Annotated in this window: 23 protein-coding genes and 1 pseudogene; 9 read left to right on the top strand and 15 right to left on the bottom strand. The window is 43.1% G+C overall.

Going from position 1 to position 24,676, the window contains the following annotated elements:
- Positions 1-23: 23 nt before the first annotated feature.
- The 3 genes from recF to dnaA form a co-directional block, all read right to left on the bottom strand.
- Positions 24-1,106 carry a DNA replication/repair protein RecF gene (recF, locus tag WH214_RS06825; protein WP_259234656.1) on the bottom strand — a complete coding sequence of 361 codons (1,083 nt, stop codon included), beginning with the start codon at positions 1,104-1,106 and terminating at the stop codon, positions 24-26.
- Between the two features lie 15 nt (positions 1,107-1,121).
- The gene (dnaN, locus tag WH214_RS06820; protein WP_339421950.1) at positions 1,122-2,270 is read right to left on the bottom strand and encodes a DNA polymerase III subunit beta; all 1,149 of its coding nucleotides are present in this window, start codon (positions 2,268-2,270) and stop codon (positions 1,122-1,124) included.
- Between the two features lie 110 nt (positions 2,271-2,380).
- On the bottom strand, positions 2,381-3,760 hold the full coding sequence (dnaA, locus tag WH214_RS06815) for a chromosomal replication initiator protein DnaA (protein ID WP_339421949.1): 1,380 nt from the start codon (positions 3,758-3,760) through the stop codon (positions 2,381-2,383).
- Between the two features lie 672 nt (positions 3,761-4,432).
- Between dnaA and rpmH the strand changes: the two genes are divergently transcribed.
- The 5 genes and pseudogenes from rpmH (at position 4,433) to mnmE (ending at position 8,544) form a co-directional block, all read left to right on the top strand.
- Entirely contained in the window at positions 4,433-4,567 is a 135-nt protein-coding gene (gene rpmH, locus WH214_RS06810; RefSeq protein ID WP_000831329.1) for a 50S ribosomal protein L34, read from the top strand.
- A gap of 33 nt (positions 4,568-4,600) precedes the next feature.
- Positions 4,601-4,990 (top strand): ribonuclease P protein component, encoded by a 390-nt coding sequence (rnpA, locus tag WH214_RS06805; protein WP_039890852.1) that lies wholly within the window; start codon positions 4,601-4,603, stop codon positions 4,988-4,990.
- Between the two features lie 9 nt (positions 4,991-4,999).
- Positions 5,000-5,320, top strand: coding sequence for a membrane protein insertion efficiency factor YidD (gene yidD / locus WH214_RS06800; RefSeq protein WP_004977726.1), 321 nt, complete (start codon positions 5,000-5,002; stop codon positions 5,318-5,320).
- A gap of 5 nt (positions 5,321-5,325) precedes the next feature.
- Positions 5,326-7,089 (top strand): annotated as a pseudogene (gene yidC / locus WH214_RS06795) (membrane protein insertase YidC).
- Positions 7,090-7,188: 99 nt separating this feature from the next.
- Positions 7,189-8,544, top strand: a complete 1,356-nt coding sequence (gene mnmE, locus WH214_RS06790) for a tRNA uridine-5-carboxymethylaminomethyl(34) synthesis GTPase MnmE (RefSeq protein ID WP_339421948.1) — start codon at positions 7,189-7,191, stop codon at positions 8,542-8,544.
- Positions 8,545-8,704: 160 nt separating this feature from the next.
- Here mnmE and WH214_RS06785 read toward each other — a convergent pair whose 3' ends face one another.
- From WH214_RS06785 to WH214_RS06770, 4 genes are all read right to left on the bottom strand, one after another.
- Positions 8,705-10,402: an NAD-dependent malic enzyme gene (locus tag WH214_RS06785; RefSeq protein WP_445206358.1), complete on the bottom strand. Its 1,698-nt coding sequence runs from the start codon at positions 10,400-10,402 to the stop codon at positions 8,705-8,707.
- A gap of 210 nt (positions 10,403-10,612) precedes the next feature.
- Positions 10,613-11,221 carry a L(+)-tartrate dehydratase subunit beta gene (gene ttdB / locus WH214_RS06780; RefSeq protein ID WP_339421947.1) on the bottom strand — a complete coding sequence of 203 codons (609 nt, stop codon included), beginning with the start codon at positions 11,219-11,221 and terminating at the stop codon, positions 10,613-10,615.
- Entirely contained in the window at positions 11,218-12,117 is a 900-nt protein-coding gene (gene ttdA / locus WH214_RS06775) for a L(+)-tartrate dehydratase subunit alpha (RefSeq protein WP_062031161.1), read from the bottom strand. Before ttdA ends, ttdB begins: the two co-directional genes overlap by 4 nt.
- A 52-nt stretch (positions 12,118-12,169) precedes the next feature.
- Positions 12,170-13,471, bottom strand: coding sequence for an MFS transporter (locus WH214_RS06770; RefSeq protein WP_339421946.1), 1,302 nt, complete (start codon positions 13,469-13,471; stop codon positions 12,170-12,172).
- Between the two features lie 247 nt (positions 13,472-13,718).
- Between WH214_RS06770 and WH214_RS06765 the strand changes: the two genes are divergently transcribed.
- A complete protein-coding gene (locus tag WH214_RS06765; protein ID WP_339421945.1) occupies positions 13,719-14,642 on the top strand; it encodes a LysR substrate-binding domain-containing protein in 924 nt (307 codons plus the stop codon).
- A 74-nt stretch (positions 14,643-14,716) separates the two neighbouring features.
- Here WH214_RS06765 and WH214_RS06760 read toward each other — a convergent pair whose 3' ends face one another.
- Both WH214_RS06760 and WH214_RS06755 read right to left on the bottom strand, forming a co-directional pair.
- Positions 14,717-15,901: an MFS transporter gene (locus WH214_RS06760; protein WP_445206357.1), complete on the bottom strand. Its 1,185-nt coding sequence runs from the start codon at positions 15,899-15,901 to the stop codon at positions 14,717-14,719.
- Between the two features lie 133 nt (positions 15,902-16,034).
- On the bottom strand, positions 16,035-16,301 hold the full coding sequence (locus WH214_RS06755; protein WP_004697473.1) for a metal/formaldehyde-sensitive transcriptional repressor: 267 nt from the start codon (positions 16,299-16,301) through the stop codon (positions 16,035-16,037).
- A 56-nt stretch (positions 16,302-16,357) separates the two neighbouring features.
- On the opposite strand from WH214_RS06755, the gene dmeF reads away from it, so the two are divergent.
- Complete coding sequence (gene dmeF, locus WH214_RS06750) at positions 16,358-17,329, top strand: CDF family Co(II)/Ni(II) efflux transporter DmeF (protein ID WP_339421944.1); 972 nt, start codon at positions 16,358-16,360, stop codon at positions 17,327-17,329.
- 106 nt (positions 17,330-17,435) lie between these two features.
- Positions 17,436-18,137, top strand: a complete 702-nt coding sequence (locus tag WH214_RS06745) for a DsbC family protein (protein WP_005401779.1) — start codon at positions 17,436-17,438, stop codon at positions 18,135-18,137.
- A gap of 57 nt (positions 18,138-18,194) precedes the next feature.
- Here the strand turns inward: WH214_RS06745 and WH214_RS06740 are convergent, their stop codons facing one another.
- From WH214_RS06740 to guaD, 3 genes are all read right to left on the bottom strand, one after another.
- A complete protein-coding gene (locus tag WH214_RS06740) occupies positions 18,195-18,446 on the bottom strand; it encodes a GlsB/YeaQ/YmgE family stress response membrane protein (RefSeq protein WP_004977734.1) in 252 nt (83 codons plus the stop codon).
- 172 nt (positions 18,447-18,618) lie between these two features.
- Positions 18,619-19,146 (bottom strand): hypoxanthine phosphoribosyltransferase, encoded by a 528-nt coding sequence (gene hpt / locus WH214_RS06735; protein ID WP_004697480.1) that lies wholly within the window; start codon positions 19,144-19,146, stop codon positions 18,619-18,621.
- A 225-nt stretch (positions 19,147-19,371) separates the two neighbouring features.
- Complete coding sequence (guaD, locus tag WH214_RS06730) at positions 19,372-20,688, bottom strand: guanine deaminase (RefSeq protein WP_339421943.1); 1,317 nt, start codon at positions 20,686-20,688, stop codon at positions 19,372-19,374.
- Between the two features lie 328 nt (positions 20,689-21,016).
- On the opposite strand from guaD, the gene WH214_RS06725 reads away from it, so the two are divergent.
- Positions 21,017-21,490 (top strand): hypothetical protein, encoded by a 474-nt coding sequence (locus tag WH214_RS06725; protein WP_078426810.1) that lies wholly within the window; start codon positions 21,017-21,019, stop codon positions 21,488-21,490.
- A 380-nt stretch (positions 21,491-21,870) separates the two neighbouring features.
- On the opposite strand, the gene WH214_RS06720 is transcribed toward WH214_RS06725, so the two are convergent.
- The 3 genes from WH214_RS06720 to WH214_RS06710 all read right to left on the bottom strand — a co-directional run bounded on the left by WH214_RS06720 (position 21,871) and on the right by WH214_RS06710 (position 24,547).
- Positions 21,871-23,031 carry a glutathionylspermidine synthase family protein gene (locus WH214_RS06720; protein ID WP_339421942.1) on the bottom strand — a complete coding sequence of 387 codons (1,161 nt, stop codon included), beginning with the start codon at positions 23,029-23,031 and terminating at the stop codon, positions 21,871-21,873.
- Between the two features lie 3 nt (positions 23,032-23,034).
- On the bottom strand, positions 23,035-23,397 hold the full coding sequence (locus WH214_RS06715) for a hypothetical protein (RefSeq protein WP_339421941.1): 363 nt from the start codon (positions 23,395-23,397) through the stop codon (positions 23,035-23,037).
- Between the two features lie 184 nt (positions 23,398-23,581).
- Entirely contained in the window at positions 23,582-24,547 is a 966-nt protein-coding gene (locus WH214_RS06710; protein ID WP_004697489.1) for a TerC family protein, read from the bottom strand.
- Between the last annotated feature and the right edge of the window lie 129 nt (positions 24,548-24,676).

Raw genomic sequence — 24,676 nt, 5'->3', positions numbered from 1 at the left:
CCCGTGATGGGTAAAATCTAAAATCATTGTGCGACAACTTGAACTTGACCGTTTTCAACACAGAATAATTGATAAGAAATAGATAAATCATGTAAGTGATTTTTGACTGATTCATACTCTAAAGTGGTAATAAAAACTTGACTACCCAGTTGGCTCAATCGCTCAATTAAACGTTGTTGTGCTGTTAAATCTAATTCTGCTGTCAGATCATCTAATAATACCACAGTTTCCTTATTACAAGCATGTAGCATTGCAATCTGTGACAGTTTTAAGGCTATGATTAACAGCTTTTTTTGTCCACGTGACAGCATGACATCGGCATCGCCAAGGCTTGTTTTTAAACGCAAATCTGCCTTGTGTGGACCATACTCGGTATAGCGCCGTTCAAGGTCTTTTTGATGATGACTTTGCAGGTCATTCAGTAACCCTAACTCGGTATGAAAGCCAGGGCTATATTCTAACTGAACCTCGATATCTGGCAGCAGGTGTTTTAAATCTTGCTCAAAAAAGCCCTTCCACTGCTCCACAATGCTGACGCGCTGCGAATGCAGCATTTCCCCATAATCACCAAGCATTTTGTTCCACGGCTCCAAATCTGCCAGACTTAGATTCCGTCGTGTTTTCAGTAAACTATTACGCTGTTTTAATGCCCGTGAATAATATTGCCATGCATGATAAAACTCAGGTTCCACGTGGAACATCAGCCAATCTAATAGTTGCCGTCTAGGCTTGGCACCATGATCAATAATATCGGTACTTTGCGGATCAATCAGTTGCAAAGGAAGAATCTTAGCCAACTGACCTTGAGTGGCAATGTTGTCGCCATTGACCTTGATGAGCTGTTCACCAGACAACAGCTTTTGCATCCCTATTTTTTCAGAACTGGATTGGGCAAAGACAATCGCGTCTTGGGTGTCGGTTTGAATATAGTGTTTCGGAATATGGGTCCGAAAGGAACGCCCAGTCGCCAACAGATGAATGGCTTCTAAAATTGAGGTTTTACCTGAACCATTTTGTCCATAAAAAACATTAAACGGTTGCAATCCATGGAGAGCAACCGTTCTGAGATTTCGAACACGTTCGATGTTTAAACGCGTGATTTGCATGCCTGAACCTAGGGCTTAAACACGCATTGGCATGACCACATAGGTCTGATCTTGATGAGCTGGATCTTGCACTAGAACCGATTGATTTGCTTCGGTCATCGTCATTGACACATCATCACCATCCAATGCGCCTAAGACTTCCAATATGTATTGGGCATTAAAAGACATTTCCATTGGCGCATTATTGTATTGAATCGCCAAATCCTCTACGGCTTCGTCTTGCTCTGGGTTATTGGCACGCAGCTGCAAAGTGTCTGCGGCAAAGTTTAAGAACACACCACGTAGTTTTTCATTACTTAAAATCGAAACACGTTGTAAAGATTGCTTAAAGACATCATGTGCAATTAACACATTTTTATCCCCACCACGTGGAATCACACGGCGATAATCAGGGAACTTACCGTCAATCAGTTTTGTGGTGAAACGAACCGTGGTATCCCCTTGTTCTTTGTCACGACTGGCAATAGAAATGGTCACATTCAATAGTTCACGACCGATTAACAACGCCAATTGTTCATCTTCAATGCTCAATAAACGTTGTAATTCGCCCACTGCTTTACGTGGAACAATCGCTTGAATCAATTGAGTGGCATTTGAGCTAGCGACAGTTTCACACAGAGCTAAACGGTGGCCGTCTGTGGTCACTGCACGCAGTTGATTATTATCAATTTCAAGTAAGGTTCCCGTGAGATAAAAACGCACATCCTGCACCGCCATAGCAAATGCAGTTTTTTCAAATAGGCGCTTTAATTCACGCTGTGTCACCGCAACTTGCGTGCCTTGCGTGTTCTCCGTGGTCAATAACGGGTAATCTTCAGCGGGTAAAGTCCCCAACACAAAACGGCTATTACCAGACTTTAAAATACAACGTTGATCTTCAGTAATTTGTAAGTCTATCAGTGCTGCAGTCGGTAAAGATTTGCAAATATCCATCAGCTTACGTGCAGGAACTGTGGTTTCACCCGCTTGTAAACACGCACCTTCAGCAAGCGTAGTACTTGCAACCAATTCAACTTCTAAGTCCGAACCTGTGATCGTCAACGACGCTTGGTTCACTTGCACTTTAACATTTGAAAGAATGTTTAAAGTATGGCGACGTTCAACCGCTCCTACGACATGTGATAGAACATTAAGTAAGCTTTCTTTCGCGATTTTTAAACGCACGATACATTCCTCGAAAAACTGAAGATAAAATAATAAATAAATGTGTTTTTAGCAGTGTACTATGCGGCAGAACATGCCGCATTGCAAGAATAGAATTTGAGCAATTCCGCTTAACTTTGCAGCAAGCGTTGCAAGTTTTTATAGTCCTCATTGAAGATCGGATCTTCATCGCGCAGACTTAAAACTTTTTCACAAGCATGCATGACAGTACTGTGATCTCGACCGCCAAAGGCCATGCCAATTTCAGGGAAACTGTCGCCAGTTAACTCACGTGCCAAGCCCATTGCCAATTGGCGGGGACGAGCATAAATACGGGTACGTTTGGGCCCAACCAACTCTTTGAGTGGGATTCTAAAGTACTCGCTCACCACGCGTTGAATATTTTCAGTACTGATGGTTCGCGCACGAATGGCCAAGACGTCTTTTAAAGACTCACGCACAACATCCAAATCAATGGCTGTGCCTTTAAAGCGTGAAATAGCCACCACTTTATTCAGCGCACCTTCCAATTCACGTACATTTGCAACCACTTGTTGCGCAATAAATAACGCACAGTTTCGTGGTAATTCCACATCATTGCTTTCTGCTTTTTTCAGCAAAATTTCAATACGGGTTTCAATATCTGGTGGCTCAACCCCAACCGACAAGCCCCAAGAAAAGCGTGAAACCAAACGTGGATCCAATTCCGTTAATTCTTTTGGATAACGATCAGAAGTCAGAATAATTTGCTTAGATTCATCTAAAAGTGCGTTAAAAGTATAGAAAAACTCAACTAAACTTGCCTCTTTACCCGCCAACAAATGAATATCATCGACCAATAATAGATCTAAAGATCGGCAATTTTTCTTAAATTCTTCCACTTTGCCTTGTTGTAAAGAACTGACAAAGTCTTGAACAAAGCTTTCTGCCGTCATATACATGACACGTGCATTAGGTTTGGCTTGCAACAAGGCATTGCCCACTGCTTGCATTAAGTGTGTTTTACCTAAACCAGTCGGGCCATATAAAAATAAGGGATTGTGCTGAGAAGCACCTAACTGGGTTAAAACCTTACGACACGTTTCAGCAGCCATTTGGTTTGAACGACCTTCCACAAAAAGTGAGAAGGAAAATAAAGGATTTAACTGGCGTTTACGGCTGTTTTTAGAATTCCCTTCTTCTTTTTCTTTTTTCGGACGCACAACAAGTGCTGGAGCAGACTCTAAAGCTGCAGTCGTCGTTGCAGGTTGCTCACTCGCAGATAAAATTGCACCTGGGCGTGAATCGACTAAAATTTCAACTTTACGTACACGCCCTTCAGAGAGCTGCTCCACTAAAATTGTAATCAACTCTAGGTGATGTTCTTGAATGTAACGTGTCCAATAGGGATTGGGAGCATAAAGACGTAGTGTGTCATTTAACTCTTCTGCAACTAAAGGGCGTATCCACATTGTAAAGACATTCCCAGAGAGCTCTTGTCGCAAGCGAGTTAAGCAGTCCGTCCAAAGCATGTGAAACCCCTATTCATTCCATCGATAATTAATAAAAACACTATGTACCCACCGAAGCGGGTCGCCATTCTAACCAAGTTATCCACATCTGTCATGGGAAATTCTGCAGATATTGCTCAAAAAGCCTGCTTATGAAAATAAATTTAAATTCAAACACTAGTGTGGATAAGTTTATCCGCAAACTGTGGATAGAATATAGCACAAAGTTATCCACAAACTATTAATTTTATAAAAACAATCTTATCCACACCATATTTTATTGTTTTATAATTAAAAAAATGCCATTTCCACAGAAAAAGACCACCCTAATAGTAATAAATTTGAATTTATAAATTTGAATTTATTTATAAGAGACCTGTTTTCTGGGGATAACTGGAGATCCAAAATGAATTTAAATTTAAAAACATGCATAGCAAGTGAATTTAAAAACTTGTGGATAATTGTGTGGGTAATCTTGTTGGTAACTTATATCACCTTAATAAACAATAATCTAGGTTGTGTATAAGAAAAAAGTGCAGTTGTTTAAATGTTTTCGAGAAAAGAGCAAGCTCAAGCTGCTGTTACAAATAAAAAGGCTTAATTTCACAAGAAAATCGGTTTTCCATTGACAGCTCAAGCAATGAACACTAAACTCGCGAACCTTCATTGAATGATCATTTTTGGAGTTTCGATATGAAACGTACATTCCAACCATCTGAATTAAAGCGTAAGCGCGTTCATGGTTTCCGTGCTCGTATGGCTACTAAAGCTGGTCGCCAAGTATTAGCTCGTCGTCGTGCAAAAGGTCGTCACAGCTTAACTGTTTAATCAATAGTTAACGCTTAAACGATTTTGGGTGTTATGACTACACTTTATGGCTTCAGCACAGAGGTTCGTATTCGCTGTGCTGCCGATTATAAGAGTGTCTTCGATGGTGCGCTTTTTAAAGTGCATCAGCCCCATTTCTTATTTCTAGCAAAACTGACCGAACAACCTCAAAGTCGTTTGGGTATTGTTGTTGCTAAAAAGAAAGTGCGTCGTGCACACGAAAGAAATAGAGTAAAACGTTTGGCTCGCGAAAGTTTTCGCTTGCATCAACAGCAATTAACTTTAGATATTGTGGTTATGCCTAAAATGGGGATAGAAACAGTGCCTAATGCAGAGTTGCACCAGCAATTACAATTTGCTTGGCAAAAATTACAACGTCTTGCCAAAAAGCATCAAAAAATAGCTCCCTCCCTGCAAAAGTAGAGATGGCCAATGGTCCGGTTACTGCATTGGTTAATTCGATTTTATCAAATTGCGATTAGTCCTTTACTTGGACCGCGTTGTCGTTATATCCCTACATGTTCTCAATATTCATTGGAAGCAGTCCATACACATGGTGCTGTGCGTGGTGTGTGGTTGGCTACTAAACGTATTTGCCGTTGTCATCCTTGGGGTGGATCGGGGTATGACCCTGTTCCAAACAAAAGGATTCGTTTTATCTCTTTTCAGCAAATAGATTCTCAAAAGCATCTGGTTGCTGTACCCTTTCGTGATTGTTTCTTGAACCAAAATCACTCTAACCACTTGGGGTAATCGATATGCAACAATGGGCCAGGTTTGCCATTCTCGGGGCCATGTTTGTTGTCGCTTATTTGCTCATTTTGGCTTGGCAAAAAGATTATGGACATGCTGAGACTCAGCCACAGCCACAACAGGCTGCAGCAGTTTCACATGAAGTATCTGCAGATTTGCCAAATGCTCAAACGGCTTCAGCAGCGTCTGATATGCCACAAGCAAATATCGCGACTCAGCAACCAGCTACAGAAGCAAAAGCATCTGTAAATCAACAGCTTATTTCAGTACAAACGGACCTTTATCATCTTTGGATTAATCCTAAAGGTGGTGATATTGTTCGTATTGAATTGTTAAACCATGACAAGAGCAAAGACAGTAACGAAGCATTTGTCATGCTTGAAAGTGATGCAAAACGTACTTATGTGGCGCAGTCTGGTTTAATTGGTCTTAATGGTCCAGACAGTAACCGTAGCGGTCGTCCAATGTATGAGATTGAAAAATCTGCTTATACATTGAATGATGCCAAAGCGGTTCAAACTGAAGATGGAAAAAGCATCAAAGTGTTAACCGTACCGATGGTACTGAAAACAGCTGATGGTGTGGAAATCATTAAAACCTTTACCTTTAAGCAAGGTGAATATCCTGTTGTTGTGAACCATAAAGTGGTGAACCGCAGTGGTCAAAACTGGCAGGGTCAAATGTTTGGTCAACTCAAACGTGACAACTCTGATGATCCAGGCAAATCGGATCAAGGTATTTTCACGCTGGGCACTTTCTTAGGTGGTGCTTGGGGTTCGCCTGAAGAACATTATAACAAGCTTAAATTTGCTAACTTCAATGAAGAAAAATTGAATGTTGAAGCGAAAGGCGGCTGGGTTGCTATGGTTCAGCACTACTTTGTCAGTGCTTGGATTCCTGGTGACTTAAAATTGACGCAAGCCAATGGTCAACCTTATGTCGCGAAATTAGAGTCGCGTTAGTCAACGGATGATATGAATATCATTGGTTTTACTTCGCCGACGATTACTGTGCCTGCTGGTACAGTGGCTGAGATTGATGCGACTTTCTATTCAGGTCCTAAAGTTCAATCTGAGTTAAAAGAGCTTGCAACAGGTTTAAACCAAACTGTTGATTATGGTTGGTTATGGCCAATTGCGAAATTATTGTTCTTGGGTCTTGAGTTCTTCCACGGTTTAGTGGGTAACTGGGGCTGGGCAATTATTTTGTTAACGGTCTTGGTGAAACTGATTCTGTGGCCGTTGTCGTCTAAGAGCTATCGCTCAATGGCGAAAATGCGTGTCATTGCACCTGAAATGCAGCGTATGAAAGAAGAGTTCGGTGAAGACCGCATGCGCTTCTCTCAAGAAATGATGGCACTGTATAAACGTGAACAAGTTAATCCGCTTGCGGGTTGTTTGCCATTGTTATTACAAATGCCAATCTTCCTTGCGTTGTACTGGGTGTTGATGGAGTCTGTTGAGCTTCGTCATGCGCCATGGTTACTTTGGATTCAAGATTTGTCAGCGATGGATCCATGGTTTATTTTACCGCTGTTAATGGGCGCAACGATGTTCATTCAGCAGTCTTTAAATCCCCAACCAGCTGATCCAATGCAAGCGAAAGTTTTCAAAATCATGCCGATTGTTTTCACAGTCTTTATGTTGTTCTTCCCTGCGGGTCTCGTGTTGTACTGGATTGTCAACAACAGTATCACGATTATTCAGCAGACCTTGATCAACAAATCTGTTGAAAAAGACCGCTTGAATAAGGAAAGTGCGTCGAGTTAATCGAGGCAACTTTTCGCGAAAAGCTGAATAAATCCGCTTAAGATGGTAATCTTAGGCGGATTTTTCATTGTGTGACTTTTAAGATTTTAGGTGAATGTTATGTACAACCGAACCACGATTGCTGCCATTGCAACACCACCTGGGCGTGGTGGTGTGGGGGTCATTCGCCTATCTGGTCCCAAGTCATATGAGATTGCACAGGCCTTGACTCAAAAAGACTTACCGAAAGCGCGTTTTGCTGGTTTTCGCCAGTTTTATGATGCCTCTGGCGAGGTGATGGATGAGGGCTTAGCGATTTGTTTTCCGAACCCGAACTCGTTTACTGGTGAAGATGTGGTTGAATTGCAAGGTCATGGTGGCCCTGTCATTCAAAATGCTTTACTGGGGCGTTTGTTGGAACTTGGTGCGATTGCAGCAAAAGCCGGTGAGTTTTCCATGCGTGCTTTTGAAAATGGCAAACTGGATTTGGTACAGGCTGAAGCAATCGCTGACTTGATTGACGCGACGTCTCAAGCCGCTGCACGTTCTGCGGTACGTTCACTACAAGGCGCATTTTCAACTAAAGTAAATAGCGTGTTGGAGCAATTGATTCATCTACGTTTGCATGTGGAAGCTGCGATTGATTTTCCTGAAGAAGAAATTGATTTTCTTGCGGACGGGAAAATTTTAAATCTTTTAGATGGCGTTACGTCTGCTGTGAATCAAGTGCAACAATCGGCTCGTCAAGGACAGTTGCTGCGTGAAGGTTTACAAGTGGTAATTGCAGGAAAACCGAATGCGGGCAAGTCATCACTGCTCAATGCATTAGCAGGTATTGAACGCGCTATTGTGACGGATATTGCGGGTACGACGAGGGATGTCTTACATGAAAAAATTACCCTGAATGGCTTACCTATTACCTTAACTGATACCGCGGGTTTACGTGAAACAGGTGATATTGTAGAAAAAGAAGGGATTCGTCGTGCCATTAAAGAAATTGAGCAAGCCGATCTGTTACTTTTGGTCTATGACTTAAGCCAAGGTGAAGACCCACTCAAACTGGCGCAAGAATATTTTGCTGAGCATATTGAACCGAAACGTTTAATGCTGATTGGCAATAAGTGTGATTTGATGGAAACGACATCGCATATCGAAGATTTTAACGGCTTCCGTCATATTATGGTCTCGGCAAAGCAAGAAACTGGCGTTCAAGCGCTCATAGAAGCGATTACAGCGCATGCAGGCTTCCAGCCTGAAGAAGATACCTTTATTGCGCGTACACGCCATTTAGACGCAATGAAACGCACTCGGCTCTATCTTGCTGAAGCTCGTGAACAATTGGTGGTGTATAACGCAGGTGAGTTGGTCGCAGAGTCGCTACGTTTGGCGCAAAATGCCCTTGGCGAAATTACAGGGGATTTTAGTGCGGATGATTTGCTTGGGAAAATTTTTGGATCGTTCTGTATTGGAAAATAATGCCAATATTAGCATCGTGCCTATTTAGGAAGATGGATATAAAAAAGCACTCAGTTTTAAAGGCTGGGTGCTTTTTTATGTATGGGATGATGTATCTCCCCCCTATTGAGATTATCGCTTTGGTACAATTTTGTGATATTGCTGTGTCGTAACAGACCAATCAAAAGGTAATTCGGCGGTAATCTCGATATTCGGGTTTCCAAACATGCGCCTCAATGGCTTTTTGCAAGCTGGCTTGATCCATCAATGGGGCAACCCCCTCCCTTATCGCGGCAAGTCCCACCTGCAAGGCGATAATTTTAGAGATGTCCTGAATGGCATCAATACTTGGCAGCAAATCATGGTCTGGGTTTTTCAGCATGGGCGAACAGCTGGCTAGTGCATTACTCGCTGCCATTAGCATTCGGTCGCTCACGCTTTGCGCACCTGCGGCAATGACACCTAGACCAACTCCAGGAAAAATATAAGCATTATTGCACTGAGCAATGGGGTAAATATGGCCTTGATGATGTACTGGTGCAAATGGACTGCCTGTTGCGATTAAGGCTTTACCCTCTGTCCATTGAATAATATCTGCGGGGAGCGCTTCGACCTGAGAGGTGGGGTTGGACAAGGGAAAGACGATCGGGCGTTCACAGTTTTCAGCCAGTGCGCGAATAATATCTTCGCTAAATAAGCCAGTTTGTCCTGAAACTCCGATTAATACTGTTGGTTTGGCATGTTGAATGACTTCGAGCAGAGAAATCTCTGGCGCTACATTTGCCCATGTCTCAATGGCACGCAAAGGCTGCGCCAACTTGCTTTGAAAATCGAGTAAGTTGGGTTGCTGTTCAGTCATTAAACCAAAACGATCTACCAAATAAAGACGTGAGCGTGCTTCAAGGTCGCTGAGCCCTTCAATTTTCATTTGTGCAATAATTTGTTCCGCAATACCACAGCCTGCTGAACCTGCACCTAAAATAACAATCGTTTGATCTTTGACCTGCTTTTTCACCACATGAGATGCTGCAATCAGGCTAGCTAACGCTACAGCCGCTGTACCTTGAATATCATCATTAAAACAACAGATTTGTTCACGATAGGTAGTTAGTAAAGGCATGGCATTTTGTTGAGCAAAATCTTCAAACTGTATCAGGGCCTTCGGCCAGCGTCGTTGAATGGCACGAATCACATCATCGATAAATTGATTGTATTCATCGCCACTAATACGGGGGTGGTTCCAACCCAAATACAGCGGATCGTTGCGTAACTGTTGGTTATTGGTCCCAACATCTAGTGTAATGGGCAAGGTATAGGCTGGACTGATACCGCCACAGGCGGTATAAAGCGACAGTTTGCCAATGGGAATCCCCATGCCGCCAATGCCTTGATCACCAAGACCTAAGATCCGCTCTCCATCGGTCATCACGATAACTTTGACATTTTTGCGGTTGACGTTGTGTAGAATTTCATCAATATGCGCGCGATCTGGGTAGGAAATAAAAATGCCACGATGTCGGCGATAAATATCGGAAAAACGTTGGCAGGCCTCACCCACAGTTGGGGTGTAAATGATCGGCATCATTTCACTTAAGTGATGTTTGAGCAGATGGTAAAACAGAGTTTCGTTGGTATCTTGGATATTGCGTAAATAGATATGTTTGTTGATATCATCATTAAAAGATAAATACTGCTGATAGGAGCGGCGACTTTGTTCCTCAATGGTTTCGATCACGTGTGGAATCAGGCCGTGTAAATTGAAGGTATTGCGTTCTTGTATTGAAAATGCAGCTCCTTTATTCAACAACGGCAGTTCTAAAAGTGAATGAGCTGCATAGGGAATATAGAGCGGTTTTTTTATGGTTACATGATCCATCATGAGCTTGATCTCGTTACATCGATTGCAATGTCCGTATTCTGCTGAAAGAAGTATGAATTAAACGTCGAGACGTTGTGGTGAATAGGGACACAAGTGAAGATAAATGCCTGATTTGGCTGTGATGTTTCTGACCAAATGCAGGCTTAGAGTTAAAATAAAGAGAGATAGACAACACCAAACAGGATCTTTTGAGGTGCTGTCTGTAATGCACTATTTAATAAAACTCAGTTCTTTACTAATCCGATCCAGCACTGGTTTCTTTTTGGCTTGGAACTGGGTTTTATTTTGCTGAATAAGATTATTGCCATGGGTATCAATCGAGATGATCAGCGGGCCAAATACCTTGACGCGGTTAATCCATAAGGTTTCAGGCATCCCGAGGTCTTGCCATTCAGCGCCTTCAATTTCCTCGACTTGAGTGGCTGCCAGTACCGCACATCCTCCAGGGAAAATCGCATGGACTGCTTTGTGCTCCTGACAACCTGCGACAGTCTCAGGGCCCATGCCACCTTTACCCACAATCAGTTTCACCCCAGTTTGTTTGATAAATTCGCGTTCAAATTTTTCCATACGCATACTGGTGGTGGGCCCAATGGAGACCATTTCAAAATCGCCATCATCCTTTTTACGCACGATGGGGCCAGCATGGAAAATCGCACCGCCTTCTAAATTCACGGGAAGTTGTCGACCTTGTTCAATTAAGCGGCGATGTGCCACGTCACGACAAGTAACTAAACGTCCAGTTAGATATACCACGTCACCAATTTTAAGATCGGCTAAGTCTTCATCACGTAATGGGGTGGTCAGTACTTTTTTCATAGCACAACTCCTTCATGTGACAGAATTTCATAAGACATATCAGGGTTAATTTTAATTTTGCCACGGCGGTGTGCCCAGCAACCGGTGTTGACTGCCACGCCAATGGTGGATGGGTGACGAGCCGAAGACTCAATATTGACGCCCATGACGCTGTTATTGCCTGTTAAGCCCTGTGGGCCAATGCCAATTTCATTCAAGCCTTGTTCCAGCAAGTCTTCCATCAGTGCAGCACGAGGGTTATCACTTCTTGAGTCTACAGGGCGCATAATGGCCAGTTTGGACAAGCGTGCAGCGGTTTCAACTGAAGTGGACACCCCGACACCGACCAGTAATGGCGGGCAAGCATTCACACCACGCTCGGTAATCACATCCATTACGAACTCAGCTACACCTTCGTAGCCTTGACCTGGCATCAAAACTTTAGCTGCACCTGGCAAGGTACACCCGCCACCTGCCATATAGACATCGATGGTACAGGTATCCTGTTCAGGGACGATGCGCCAGTCTAGCCACGGAATTTGAGTGCCCGTATTGGTGCCGGTGTTTTTCTCATCAAAGGTTTCAACTGCATTGTGGCGCAAGGGGCCTGTACGGGTCGCCTCTTCGGTCGCTTCACGTAAAATTTCCTGCAATTCGCCCAACAGTGGGAAATGTGCACCCGCTTCAACAAAATATTGAATCACACCTGTGTCTTGGCAGCTGGGACGATTCAGTCGATCTGCTGCTTCTTGGTTTTCATCCATCGAATCATAAATTGACTTGGCCAATGGGTTGGTTTCCAAGGTTTTCAGCTCAATCAGTTTACTTTTGACATCTTTGGGTAAACGTTTGCCAATGTAGGCTGTAAATTTGGCCATGGTGTCCGTGAGGGACTGTACGGCAAGTTCTTTGTCCATGGGAGGCTCCTTGTAAAGCGTTAAATTCAGTCAATCAATATAAAAATGAAGATCAGGTGTTACTCAATTCAGCCGAATTGGCTTTGTTTTTTTGAGTAAAACTTAAAATGAGGGTCAGGACGGTAGATAAAATCAGCAGACCTGCGACGAAATACAAACCGCCTGCAAAGCTTCCAGTTTGGTCTTTAACCCAACCGATCATGGCTGGACCCGCAAAGCCACCTAAATTGCCAATTGAGTTAATGGTGGCAATCCCTGTAGCTGCTGCGGCACCCGATAAAAACATGGTTGGCATGCTCCACAGTGGGGGTTTAGAACAACTGATGCCGACATTAACAATGGTGAGTGCTGCAATCAGACCAAACATACTGCCAGTACTGGCTGCAATCGCGAGCCCTACAGCTGCGGTTAAACAGGCCAAGGCCACATGCCATGTGCGTTCATTAGTTTTGTCGGAGTGGCGTGACCAAAGAATCATGGCAACCACAGAGATAATTGGAGGAATGGCATTCAATAAACCGACGGTCATTGAGCTGACGCCCAGTTCTTTAATGATTTGAGGTGCCCAAATACCAAGGGTATACAGTCCTGCGGAGGTACCGAAATAAATCAGTGCCAGAGCTAACACGCGAGGATTGGCCAAACCGCGCAAAATACTGTGATGCTGCTGATCACCTTTATTGGCCTCTTCAGCTTGCATGGTTTTAACCAACCATTCACGTTCATCTGCTTTTAACCATGCTGCTTTTTCTGGTCGATCTGTCATGTAGAAAAACACCACTACACCTAGGATCACCGCAGGAATGGCTTCAATCAGGAACATCCATTGCCAACCTGCTAAGCCCATGATGCCGTGCATTTCCAGTAATGCTGCTGAAATAGGAGAACCAATCGCCGTGGCTATAGGGGCGGCAGCCATAAATAAGGCAATTACCCCTGCTCGGTTTCGTGCAGGGAACCAGTAGCTTAAATACAAAATAATGCCGGGGAAAAAGCCTGCTTCGGCAACACCCAGTAAAAATCGCATAACATAAAAGCTGGTTGAGCTTTCGACAAAGGCCATCCCGCCAGCAATAATGCCCCAAGTCACCATGACCCGTGCAATCCAAATGCGAGCGCCGACTTTGTGCAAAATAATGTTGGAGGGAACTTCAAAAAGGAAATAGCCCAAAAAGAAAATTCCTGCGCCAAAACCGAGAATCGAAGCGGTAAAGCCCAAATCTTCTTTCATGGTAATGGCAGCAAAACCAATATTGACCCGATCAATATAGGCAATTAAATATAAAATCATGATAAACGGCACAATACGCCAAGTGATTTTGCGTAGCGTCTGTTTCTCGATATCCATGTCCATGGCTTATCTCCATATCAGTAGCGATTACCTCCCGATTCGGTCGAAGTCACACCGCAATCGAGTTTGGCGAAAAAGCTCCCCGTTTGTGCACCGTTGTCCTTACACGGTGGACTTTATGACTCACTCAAGTTTCCTTGCTTGGGTGAGATATGTTGTTTGGGGGGTAACGTGATAGGGATATTAGAGGCTTTGCAAAACCGATGAATCGATATAAAGTTAAATCACTCTTGCAAAAAACTGAATAATCATGAGCTCAGATACCGAATTAGCATTTTTTTGTTTACTAATAAAACAGGGCAGTCTGGTTGCAACAGCGCGTGAGTTGAATTTAACACCCCCTGCTGTGTCCCGACGTCTGACACAAATGGAAGAACGTTTAGGGGTTCGGTTGTTGAATCGGACCACCAGACGCATCAGTTTGACCAATGAAGGCGAAATTTATTTTGAGAATGCTTCGCGAATTTTGAAAGAAATTGAAGAAATGGAACAGCAAGTAGCACGCAGTCGCACCACCCCGAAGGGCTTGCTGCGGGTCAATGCCCCATTTGGTTTTGGTCGAACCTACATTGCTCCTGCGATTTCAGATTTTGCGCGAAAATTTCCAGATATTGAAGTCCAGTTACATTTGACTGATCGTCCGATTCATCTGCCGAATGATGCGATTGATGTCTCGATTCACTTTGGGCAGGTGCCAGATTCACGACTGATTGCGAAAAAAATTGCGGCTAATCGACGGCTTCTATGTGCTTCTCCGCGTTATTTGGCGCACGCTGGGGCACCACTTACGCCACGCGAACTGACCCTGCACCAATGCATTGTGTTAAGACAAAACGATGCTGCATATGCGAACTGGCGTTTAACTCAAGGGGATAAGGAAGAGACCGTTAAAGTGCATGGAAAATTGAGTAGCAATGATGGGCAAGTCACCATTGGTTGGGCACTCGATGGCCATGGTATTTTAATGCGCGCTGAATGGGACGTGGCCAAGTATTTAAAAAGTGGTCGTTTAGTTCAAGTTTTGCAGGACTATGAGACGCCCCCTGCCGATATCTATGCGATTTATATGGATCGGCTCGAGCACTCACCAAGAGTGTCCTATTTTTTAGAACATTTAAGCCAGTATTTAAATGAAAATACGGACTTAGCCCATGCCAACAAGAAAAGAACCTAAGTTATAGCAAGGATCGCCTGAAAAATGGCATCTGAAGAACGATCTAAATCCAAATGATTTTGGCTTCACGCTTCCTATGCCGAAGCCAGACGTATACTGCTTTTATGCGCAAACCACAGATAAAAACACAATAAAGCGATGGCAATGCAAAAGCTAATGACCCCGAAACTTAATCCAAAGTGATCTGCCAGATATCCGACGGCCACAATGGGCACAATCGTACCCAAATAACCAATAAAAAGATAAGTCGACATCACTGCAGCACGATTCTCTAAGGTGGTCATGGCATGAATGAGACCAAAGGAACCAATCAAGGTCAGGCCATGTCCGACACCAACGAGAAAATCACTGATAAAGAAAAATGCACTCAGTTGAAATAGCATACACAGCGCCAAAATGCCTAAGCTTGCAATCAAGGTAATTAAGCCATAGTTGAGGCACTTATAAGCAGGAATACTTCTGGCAAAATACTGCACCACGGCCGAGACAATTAAAATACTGGTAATGGCTGAACCGCTAATGAGGGGGCCGTGCCACGGCAAAATATCCCGCACAAATGACGGGGATAAGGATGCAAATAAACTAAACGCGGCAAAGGCACTAAATGCGGTAAATCCAACAATGAAAAACAACTGATGATATTGCACTTCTGGTCGGAGTAGCTTTGGGGCGATACTAAAGGGCTGTGCGGTAAATGTAGGAGACTCAACCCAAAATAAACCAAAGAAACACAGTACAGCGCCAAGAATAACGGGTAGATAAGGACTGACCAACGGATATTCTGAAAATTGAGCTATCAGGCCACCAATCAGTGGGCCTAAGCCAAAGCCTACTGCGGTAATAATCGAACTGAGCTGCGGCGCAATCTGTTGATGGCTTTTGGGCACGGTATACATCAGTCCCAGTAAGGCCGAAGTGGTCATCAAACCAGATGCAATACCAATAATAAAGCGCCCCAAAGATAAGATGAGAGCATCAGAAGCATAAGCGGAAATCACCAACCCGATGCTGATAAACACCAACCCTACTTGTAAGGTGCGTAAATAGCCAATGCTATTACTGGTCCGGCCAAGAAACAGTAAAGTAGCGAGACAACCAAACATATAAGCCACAAAAATATAGGTGATTTGACTCGGCACCAGATGCCATAAGGCTTGATACAGCGGATAAAGTGGACTGGCTAAGGCAGTCCCCATCGTTCCCATCATTAAGGCGAGGCTGACCATACAAAATGGACGCCAAGAAGTGGTTGTTGTCATGCAAATGCCATGCGGCTCTCTCGGTCAAAACAAGAATATTTTGATGCCCAAGAGAAAAAGGATAGAGAGCAACAGTGTATCGGTTTGTGGAAAAAATGGTCAACTAAAAACTTGAAAAAGAACGCAATGAAACTTAGCCATAGCGTTTCAGCAGTTTTAAGAACTCAGCCAACTCTTCTTCATTGACCTGTTCAGCTTGTGCTAATACATGATGGCGTAAGTGTGCTTCAACCAGTTCATTCATTAGTCCATTGACCGCACCTTTAATCGCAGCGACTTGTTGTAAAACGTCGATACAACTGGCATCGGGATGTGTAATCGAGAGTTCAACGGCGTTGACCTGCCCTTGTAAGCGTTTCACACGGTTTAAAATTTTTTTATCTTCATGCAAATGACTCAACACATTGCTCCAAAAATAAATATACTAAGGGGGAGTATATTGGTGAATGATTTTAAATGCAAAATACCCCATCACGTCAGCATACGCATCATTTTGATGACGGTAATCCACTGGCACAAAAACGGATTTTAATGGCGACCATTTTAACGGCAGTCATGATGTTATTAGAAGTGATTGGTGGATGGATTTTCCAATCAATGGCTTTGCTGGCGGATGGTTGGCATATGAGTTCGCATATGTTGGCATTGGGTTTGGCTTATTTTGCTTATCGTGCTGCACGGCATTATGCCCATGATCAGCGCTTTAGTTTCGGCACATGGAAAATTGAAATTCTTGCAGGCTACAGCAGCGCTATTTTGCTGATGGTGGTGGCGGGTTTTATGGCTTTTCATTCAATTCAGCGCCTATTCTCGCCTGTACAAATTCATTATAACGAAGCGATTCCAATTGCTATTTTAGGCTTATTGGTGAATTTAATCTGTGCATGGTTGCTGCATGATGGTCACCATCACCATCACCATCACCATCACCATCACCATCATGATCATGCATCAGAAGTACATAGCCATCATCATGATTTAAATCAGAAAGCTGCGTTTATGCATGTAGTGGCAGACGCAGTGACTTCCATTTTTGCCATTATCGCGCTGATTTTTGGTAAATATTTGGGCTGGGATTTTCTCGACGCTGCCCTTGGAATCGTGGGATCAATACTGGTAGCCAAATGGGCATTGAGCTTAATGCAAGAAACGGGAAAAACCTTGTTAGATGCTGAAATGGATCATCATGTGGTGGATGAAATTCGCGAAGTGTTGGCAGAACTACCGCATACGACCTTGACCGATTTACATGTTTGGAAAGTAGGCAAAGGCAAGTTTTCCTGTATTTTGGCTTTAGAAACGACGGTAGACTTAACTGCGGATCGCGTGCGGGCAATGCTCTCGATTCTTGAGGAAATTGTTCATGTCTCGGTGGAAGTTAATGGCAAGGCTCTAACTGTTCCACGTGAAACTTTGGCCAGTTCATAAGCAAGGCGTGTTGGGTTTCGGTAAAGCCGTGGAAAAAATGATTCAATGCTTGAATAATACGCTCTACACTAGCGCCGTGGTTCTCCGATTGAAAGAGCAAAAAGTGATGATAAAAAAACTGGGTTTGGCACTACTCACAAGTGCAATTGCAAGCATGAGTATGGCCAGCGTAGAAAGTGTTCAAGCCAACTTAAAAAAGAATTATCCAAATATTAATGTTCAAAATATCCAAAAAACAGAAATGTCGGGCATTTATAGCGGATCTTTAGATGGTGAAATTGTGTATTTAGGCGAAGCGGCTGAGCATGTGATTGCAGGTTCGATGGTGCGCTTAAAAGATCAGAAAAATTTAAGTGCTGCCTTATATGTGCAACAAAACTCGCTTGATTGGAACAAGCTGCCGCTAAAAGATGCCATTAAAAGCGTTAAAGGCAACGGCAAACGCCAATTGGCGGTTTTTTCAGACCCAAACTGTCCTTACTGTAAGCAGTTAGAGGCTGAACTGAATAAACTGAATGATGTGACCATCTACACCTTTATTTATGCTATTAAGGCGCAATCGATTGCACCGTCGAAACAAGTATTTTGTGAAGCAGATCCTGCCCTCGCATGGAAAAATTTGATTGCGAAAGGGACTCAACCGACGTCGAAAAAACCGTGTGCCAATCCAATTGAGCGCAACATTGAACTCGGTCGTAGTCTGGGTTTACAAGGGACGCCCGTGGTTATTTTCTCAAATGGCTTTAAAGTGAATGGTGCTGTGCCTTCAACCACCATTGAAAATATGTGGCGTGAACTGGGCTTATAAGAATTCAAATATACAGATAAAAAGCACCTGAATCGGTGCTTTTTTTAATGGATGAGTTTAAGTTTTTTTGGTGACCATGTTGTAGATGAATAAAATAACAATGGCTCCAATAACTGAAGCAATAAAGCCTGCGGCAGAGCCTTCACTATAGAGACCAAGTAAACGACCACCATAAGTGGCTACGAGAGAACCTGCAATCCCCAGTAAAGTGGTGACAATAAATCCCGCTTTGTCATCGCCAGGATGGATAGCACGTGCGATGAGACCTGCAATAAAACCAATCACGATTGCAACAATAAGTGACCACATGAGCCAGCTCCTTTTTTATCATGTCTTTGTTTTTACATCATGTGCAAAAATATCATCGGGCATAATGCGACTGTGCAGTAGAGCGAATCTGCTAAAAACTGTATGTTTTATGTACTTAGCTAACGATAAAAATAAAAAAAGTGGCCTTCGGCCACTCTTCTCTTGATTGGTATTAAAGACCAATTTCACCAATAAATGGCAAATGACGGTACTTTTGATCGTAGTCTAAGCCATAACCCACAATGAATCGATCTTCGACATTAAAGCCTAAAAACTTCACATCGAGTTCAATTTCACGGCGTGAAGGTTTGCTGACTAAGGTACATAGTTCAATTGAGTTGGGAGAGCGTGTTTCTAAAATTTCTAATACTTTGCTCAAGGTGTTGCCTGAGTCGATGATGTCTTCAATGACCAAGACATCTTTACCGCGAATTTCACCGTCTAAATCTTTTAAAATTTTTACATCACGTGAAGATACCGTACCGCCACCGTAGCTCGAAACCGTCATGAAATCGAGTTCATGGGGTTTTGAAATGGTACGACATAAGTCTGCCATGAAAATGACTGAACCACGTAATAAACCAATCAGTACGAGTTCCTTATCACTGTTTGCATAATGCGCATCGATTTGTGCACCAAGCTCTTTTACTTTCGCTTGAATCTCTTCAGTAGAAATCATTACGCTCATTTGAACGGTCATGGGTAGATACCTAAAAATTAAAAAAAATCAAAAATAAAAAAGGCGTTGACCTGCAACACCTCTATATATGCATTAATTTTAATATATCTCTAAACGAGATGCACCCCCTTTTGCCCGCTGGAAATGTAATCATTTCATTGCAGGCGGGATGCAGCTTAGTTTAGAGGCGAAAATCAAAGTTGTTTCAAAACTCGATTAGCTGCTTAAATTTTTGCTATTTGTTACTTAGTTTTGCACATAGGCTTTCTGACCAAAAATATAAGTCGCATGAATATTACGGTCATCACCCATGGTCATTAGGGCAAATAACGCATCTTCAATCCCTTTTGCACGTTGCTGACGTAATGCTTGCAGCGCAGTTGCTTTGAGATCGAGCACAACAAAGTCGGCCTCTTTGCCCAAATTAAAGTTACCGAGTTTATCATCCAAGCTCAGTGCTTTGGCACCGCCCAGCGTAGCGTGGTAGAGCGACTCAAAAGCAGACAGTTTATCGCCCTGAAGCTGCTGCACTTTATAAGCTTCATTCAGAGTTTGTAGTTGGTTAAAAGAGGTCCCTGCACCAATGTCTGTACCCAGCCCAACTTTTACCTGCTTTTCCCAAGTCTTATTCAATGGAAATAAACCACTGCCTAAAAATAGGTTGGAAGTCGGACAGAAAGCAATGGCTGAATCCGTCTGGTGCATGCAGTCCCACTCAGCATCTTCTAAGTGCACACAGTGGGCAAAGACCGAATACGAACCGGTTAAGCCAAAGTGATGATAAACATCGAGATAACCTTGCTGTTCAGGGAATAAGTCTTTTACCCAAGCAATTTCATTTTTATTTTCACTTAAATGCGTATGCACATACACATCTGGGTATTCAGCTTTGAGCTGCCCTGCTTTAGCCAATTGCTCTGGTGTTGAGGTTGGGGCAAAACGTGGCGTAATCGCATAAAGGTTACGGCCCTTGCCATGCCATTTCTCAATCAGTGCTTTAGAGTCCGCATAAGCACTGTCAGGTGTGTCGCACAGATCTTCAGGCGCATGACGGTCCATCATGACTTTACCTGCGATCAGACGCATCTGGTGCTGCCCTGCTGCTTCAAATAGTGCATCGACTGATTCGGTATGCACAGTACAGAAGACTAAGGCTGTGGTGGTGCCATTTTTCAGCAGTTCTTGCACAAAGAATTGGGCAATCTGGTCGGCATAGGCTTTATCTGAAAATTGTAATTCAGTTGGGAAGGTATAGGTATTGAGCCATTCGAGTAGCTGTTCACCATAGGCCCCCACCATTTCTGTTTGTGGAAAATGAATGTGGGTGTCGATAAAACCCGGCACAATCAATTGTTCAGGATAGTGCTGAACCTCGACGCCAACAGGAAGGTGCTGTTGCCCCTCCTGCCAAGATCCAAACCATTGAATTTTGCCATTTTGGCTAATCAGTAAACCATCTTCTACGTAACGCACTTGGTCGTGAATTTCACGCGCTTGGGCAACCGTATTCTGAATATCTAGGAAGCGACCGCGAACCGCCGTCGTTGCAACTACAGAAGACATTTTAAACCTGCGTTTTGACTTTTTTTCGATTGATTGTACCGTAAACTGGATTTTTTTCACGGCTATTTACTGAAGTTTTTATCTGGGTTGTGAACGCTACATTTTAAATGAAAGACTGGAGCAGTATTTTCTAAAAAATTGAACTGTTTTGAGGCCAGACATGTACCTGTGCCATCGATAAGATCATGATTTTTTATGCAATACATAAGCACAAGCTTTGAGCTTAAATGATTCAATCTATTCGCAAAATTTTGTTGAGAAAGTCTTTATCTTTAAATGCTGAATCAGTACAGTGTCGGCATTGATAAAATAAGAGACAATGACCGGCATGTATTTTTGGAATACCAAAGCATTAGCACATGAATTATCTAGCAATACCCTCGATAAAAAGCATTATAAAAATTATTACTTAGTCACCGCCTTACTGGTTTCAGTGGTGTATTACTACGGCATGTATTCACCCTATGGGGATGTCCGTGTGATTGGTGTTGAGGGACTTCTGACTTTATTGATTATGTTTATTGGGATTCAAAGCGCTTATAAAGCCAATGGTGGCGATGAGGGCGAGCATTTCTTAGGTCGAATCACAGCGTTGTCTTTTCCCATTTTGGTGCAAACCACTGTAGCTGGTGTTGTATTTGGCGCATTGTTATTGGGGCTTTATTTTGCTTTTAATCTAGAAGGTACAGCGTTTGATGATTGGTATGAATGGACTATTTCGCTGTTTACCATTTTCCTGCAAATCTTGTTTTTCACGCGTTTGGTGTCTTATATGAAGCGGGTTAAAGCCCATACCATTTAAGCTTGAAAAAAATATTGTTTTCGAATGTATGCCTGTCAGTTTTAGAGTTGACAGGCATTTTCTTTTTCAATTTAAACTTTATTTAATACACGGAAGCGTCACCCGCAACCTGAGTAGTGTTTGGAGTAGATTATTTTTGCAACACAAATTTTTTAATTATAGAAAGTGAATAGGTTTTGCGGAGGACAAATGCTTTCCTTACGAAGCTTCGCTTCTCATTTGGTGAAACAAAAGAATAATTGAGCTCCCAGTATCGAACTTAAAAAAGATAAGACTCCGCCGTGAATAACCTAAAAGTGATGGTGCTCCTACTAAAACGCCTGAACAGACCCGCTTAATCTTTGGACATCTATTTTAAATAGGTGATTTAGAGCACCTCTTTATTCCACAAAATAATGCGCAGCAAAATGCGCATCATTGCCAATCACATCAAACACATCTTCACGCAGTGACATCCCCGCACATTCATCTCCGACCATCCAAAGTCCCAAGGTGGGCAGCATGCCTTCATGCAACGGAGTTTTTACCCAGCGCTGCATGACATAACCATATTTGTCGTAGTCATCGAAGTAAAAACTACCTGAGGCTGCGCCGCAATCGACATTGTTTTGTAAAATATGAATATTTGCGCCTTCGCGCGCTAAGATGGGCTTACGCACCCATTTCCCTGCATAGTGGGCGTGCGCATCATAAGCATGGGTTTCTAACAACAATGGATGATTTGGAAAGCGTTTCCACAGCTCGATCAATAGGGCTTTATTGGAGAGCAGCATTTTCCAACATGGTTCAATCCATTCGGTTTCGGGTTTGAGAAACTGCGAAAAACTTTCTTCCCAAATCCATTCCCACGGATACAGCTTAAATAAATGCTGAATCTCTTGCTGATGCAAATCGACAAAGGCTGTGCCATTCCAACCGATATTTTCCATCGACAGTTCGCTAACATTTAAGCCTGCTTGAAAAGCGGTATCCATGAGGTATTCTAAATTGCCCCAATCTTCACGTCCTGCTTCTTGGCAGGCTGCGAAATGGATACGGTTACGCGTAGGATAGAGCTGTTTCCAGCGCTCAATCAGCTTTTCATGAATGCTGTTGAACTGATCACGGTTTGCAATATTTTCGACCTGTTCAATCCAATGCCACTGTGCAACTGAGGCTTCGAGTAAACCCGTTGGCGTATCGGCATTGTATTCCAGCATTTTGATGGCTTGACCATCATAGGCAAAATCGAAACGGCCATACAGCATCGGCGCTTGGTTTTTCCATGAGTGCTCAATCAGAGGAATCGCTGCTGGGGGAATTCGAAAATATTCGGGATAATGACCACGTTGAATCATATCCTCTGCCACTTCAAGGCACATCTGGTGTAATTCGTTCGAGGCATCTTCTAGCTGTTCAATTTGCTTGAGGCTAAACTCATAAGCCACCCCTTCTGACCAATACATTGAACCATCCCGCGACGGCAAGTTGTAGTAGTCAAAACCAATCTCTTGATGCGCCTGTTGCCAGTTTGCTCGCTTAGGCAGTAGAACTCGTTTCATGTATTAACCTCCGAACGAGCCGCCGCTACGGCCGAAGCCTCCACGAATGGGTTGGGATTTGGCATGGCTAAAAACGTGAGTCGAGATTCTAGGTGTGCCCGTCGAATGACGTCCGCGAGCTTTCAAGACTTGGCCCATGTAACGGACTTTACGGTTATTTTTATAATATTGTGGGCCGATATAAACCCCAGTAGAGCCACTATAGCTCGATTCACTATTTTCGTTAGCAGGTTCGCACAGTTCAAAATGCCAGTCTTGGTAGCAGTTGTATTGGTTATTGTAAACATCCTGTTGTAGGGTTTTAGAACCGCTACATGCCGTGAGTAAAACCGGCACTACAACAAGAGTTAATTTTTTGGTACGCATGGATGAGCAACCTTCAGGTTCTTTTATTTTTACAGGTAAAACCAAGGGTTTTAAGCCCGCTTATCATAGGGAGCTGTTTGCATAAAGTACAGTGCATTTGCACAGAAAATCATAGGATTAAGTCTTATGCATACTAAAATTTTGTCATAAAAAAGCCTTCTCAGAGGAAGGCTTTTTTAAAATATTAGAGGGTGGTTTGATGATGTTTCTTACTGTATCGAATCGACAAGATCGCAGTAATGGTCAGCACCAACACAATAAAGCCCAGTGAAATCCAAATTGGCATATGGAACACATCCAGCATGAGCATCTTAAAGCCGATAAACACCAAGATAATACCTAAACCATACGGGAGGTAATGCATCTTGGTTGCTGCACCAGACAACAAGAAGAACATCGCACGTAGACCCAAAATCGCCATTAAGTTTGCAGTCAACACAATAAATGGATCAGAGGTCACCGCGAAAATTGCAGGAATGGAATCCACCGCGAAAATTACATCCGATGCTTCAACTAAAATTAACACCAAGAACAGCGGCGTTGCCCACAACATCCCGTTTTGACGGACAAAGAACTTATTGCCATGCATTTGCGGGGTAATCCGCATATGTTTACGCAACCATTTTAAGATCGCCATATCTTCGATATTGGTTTCTTCTTCGTTTTGCCCTTTGAAGAATTTGAAACCCGTATACACCAAGAATGCACCGAAGATATACAGAATCCATGAGAACTCTTGTACAAACCATGCGCCAATAAAAATAAAGATGGTCCGTAGAATAATCGCGCCCAATACACCATACAGCAGTAATTGGCGTTGCAGTGCAGGTGGAATGGCAAAAGCAGCAAAGATCATCAGCCAGACAAAGACGTTGTCGACGGCTAAAGATTTTTCAAGTAAATAACCTGCGAAGTACTCCATGACCTTGGTATTGGCCACAGTGACACCTGCAGTTTGTTGTAAATACAGCCAGAGCCCTGCACCAAAGAGTGATGCGACGGAAACCCACGCAATACTCCATAACGCGGCTGTTTTGATTTTAACTTCTTGACCTTCTTTTTGTTTAAAGCCTAAAAAGTCGATCAGTAGCATCACGGTAACAATGCCGAAAAAAGCAAGGTATAGCCATAAATTGCCGATAGATTCCATGAAATCCTCCACATCCAGCAATCGGCCACAAAAAAACCTTGACCTGCTGCCAGATGAAATAAAACATCTGTGACAACATGATCAAGGTCTTGCCTACATTTTAGCGTATGTATTTTGTTCGCTAAAATG

The sequence above is a fragment of the Acinetobacter sp. MYb191 genome, from assembly GCF_037572605.1.
Lineage (GTDB): Bacteria > Pseudomonadota > Gammaproteobacteria > Pseudomonadales > Moraxellaceae > Acinetobacter > Acinetobacter johnsonii.
The sequence above is the reverse complement of the archived record's forward strand: the minus strand, read 5'-3'. Positions and strand labels throughout refer to the sequence as shown.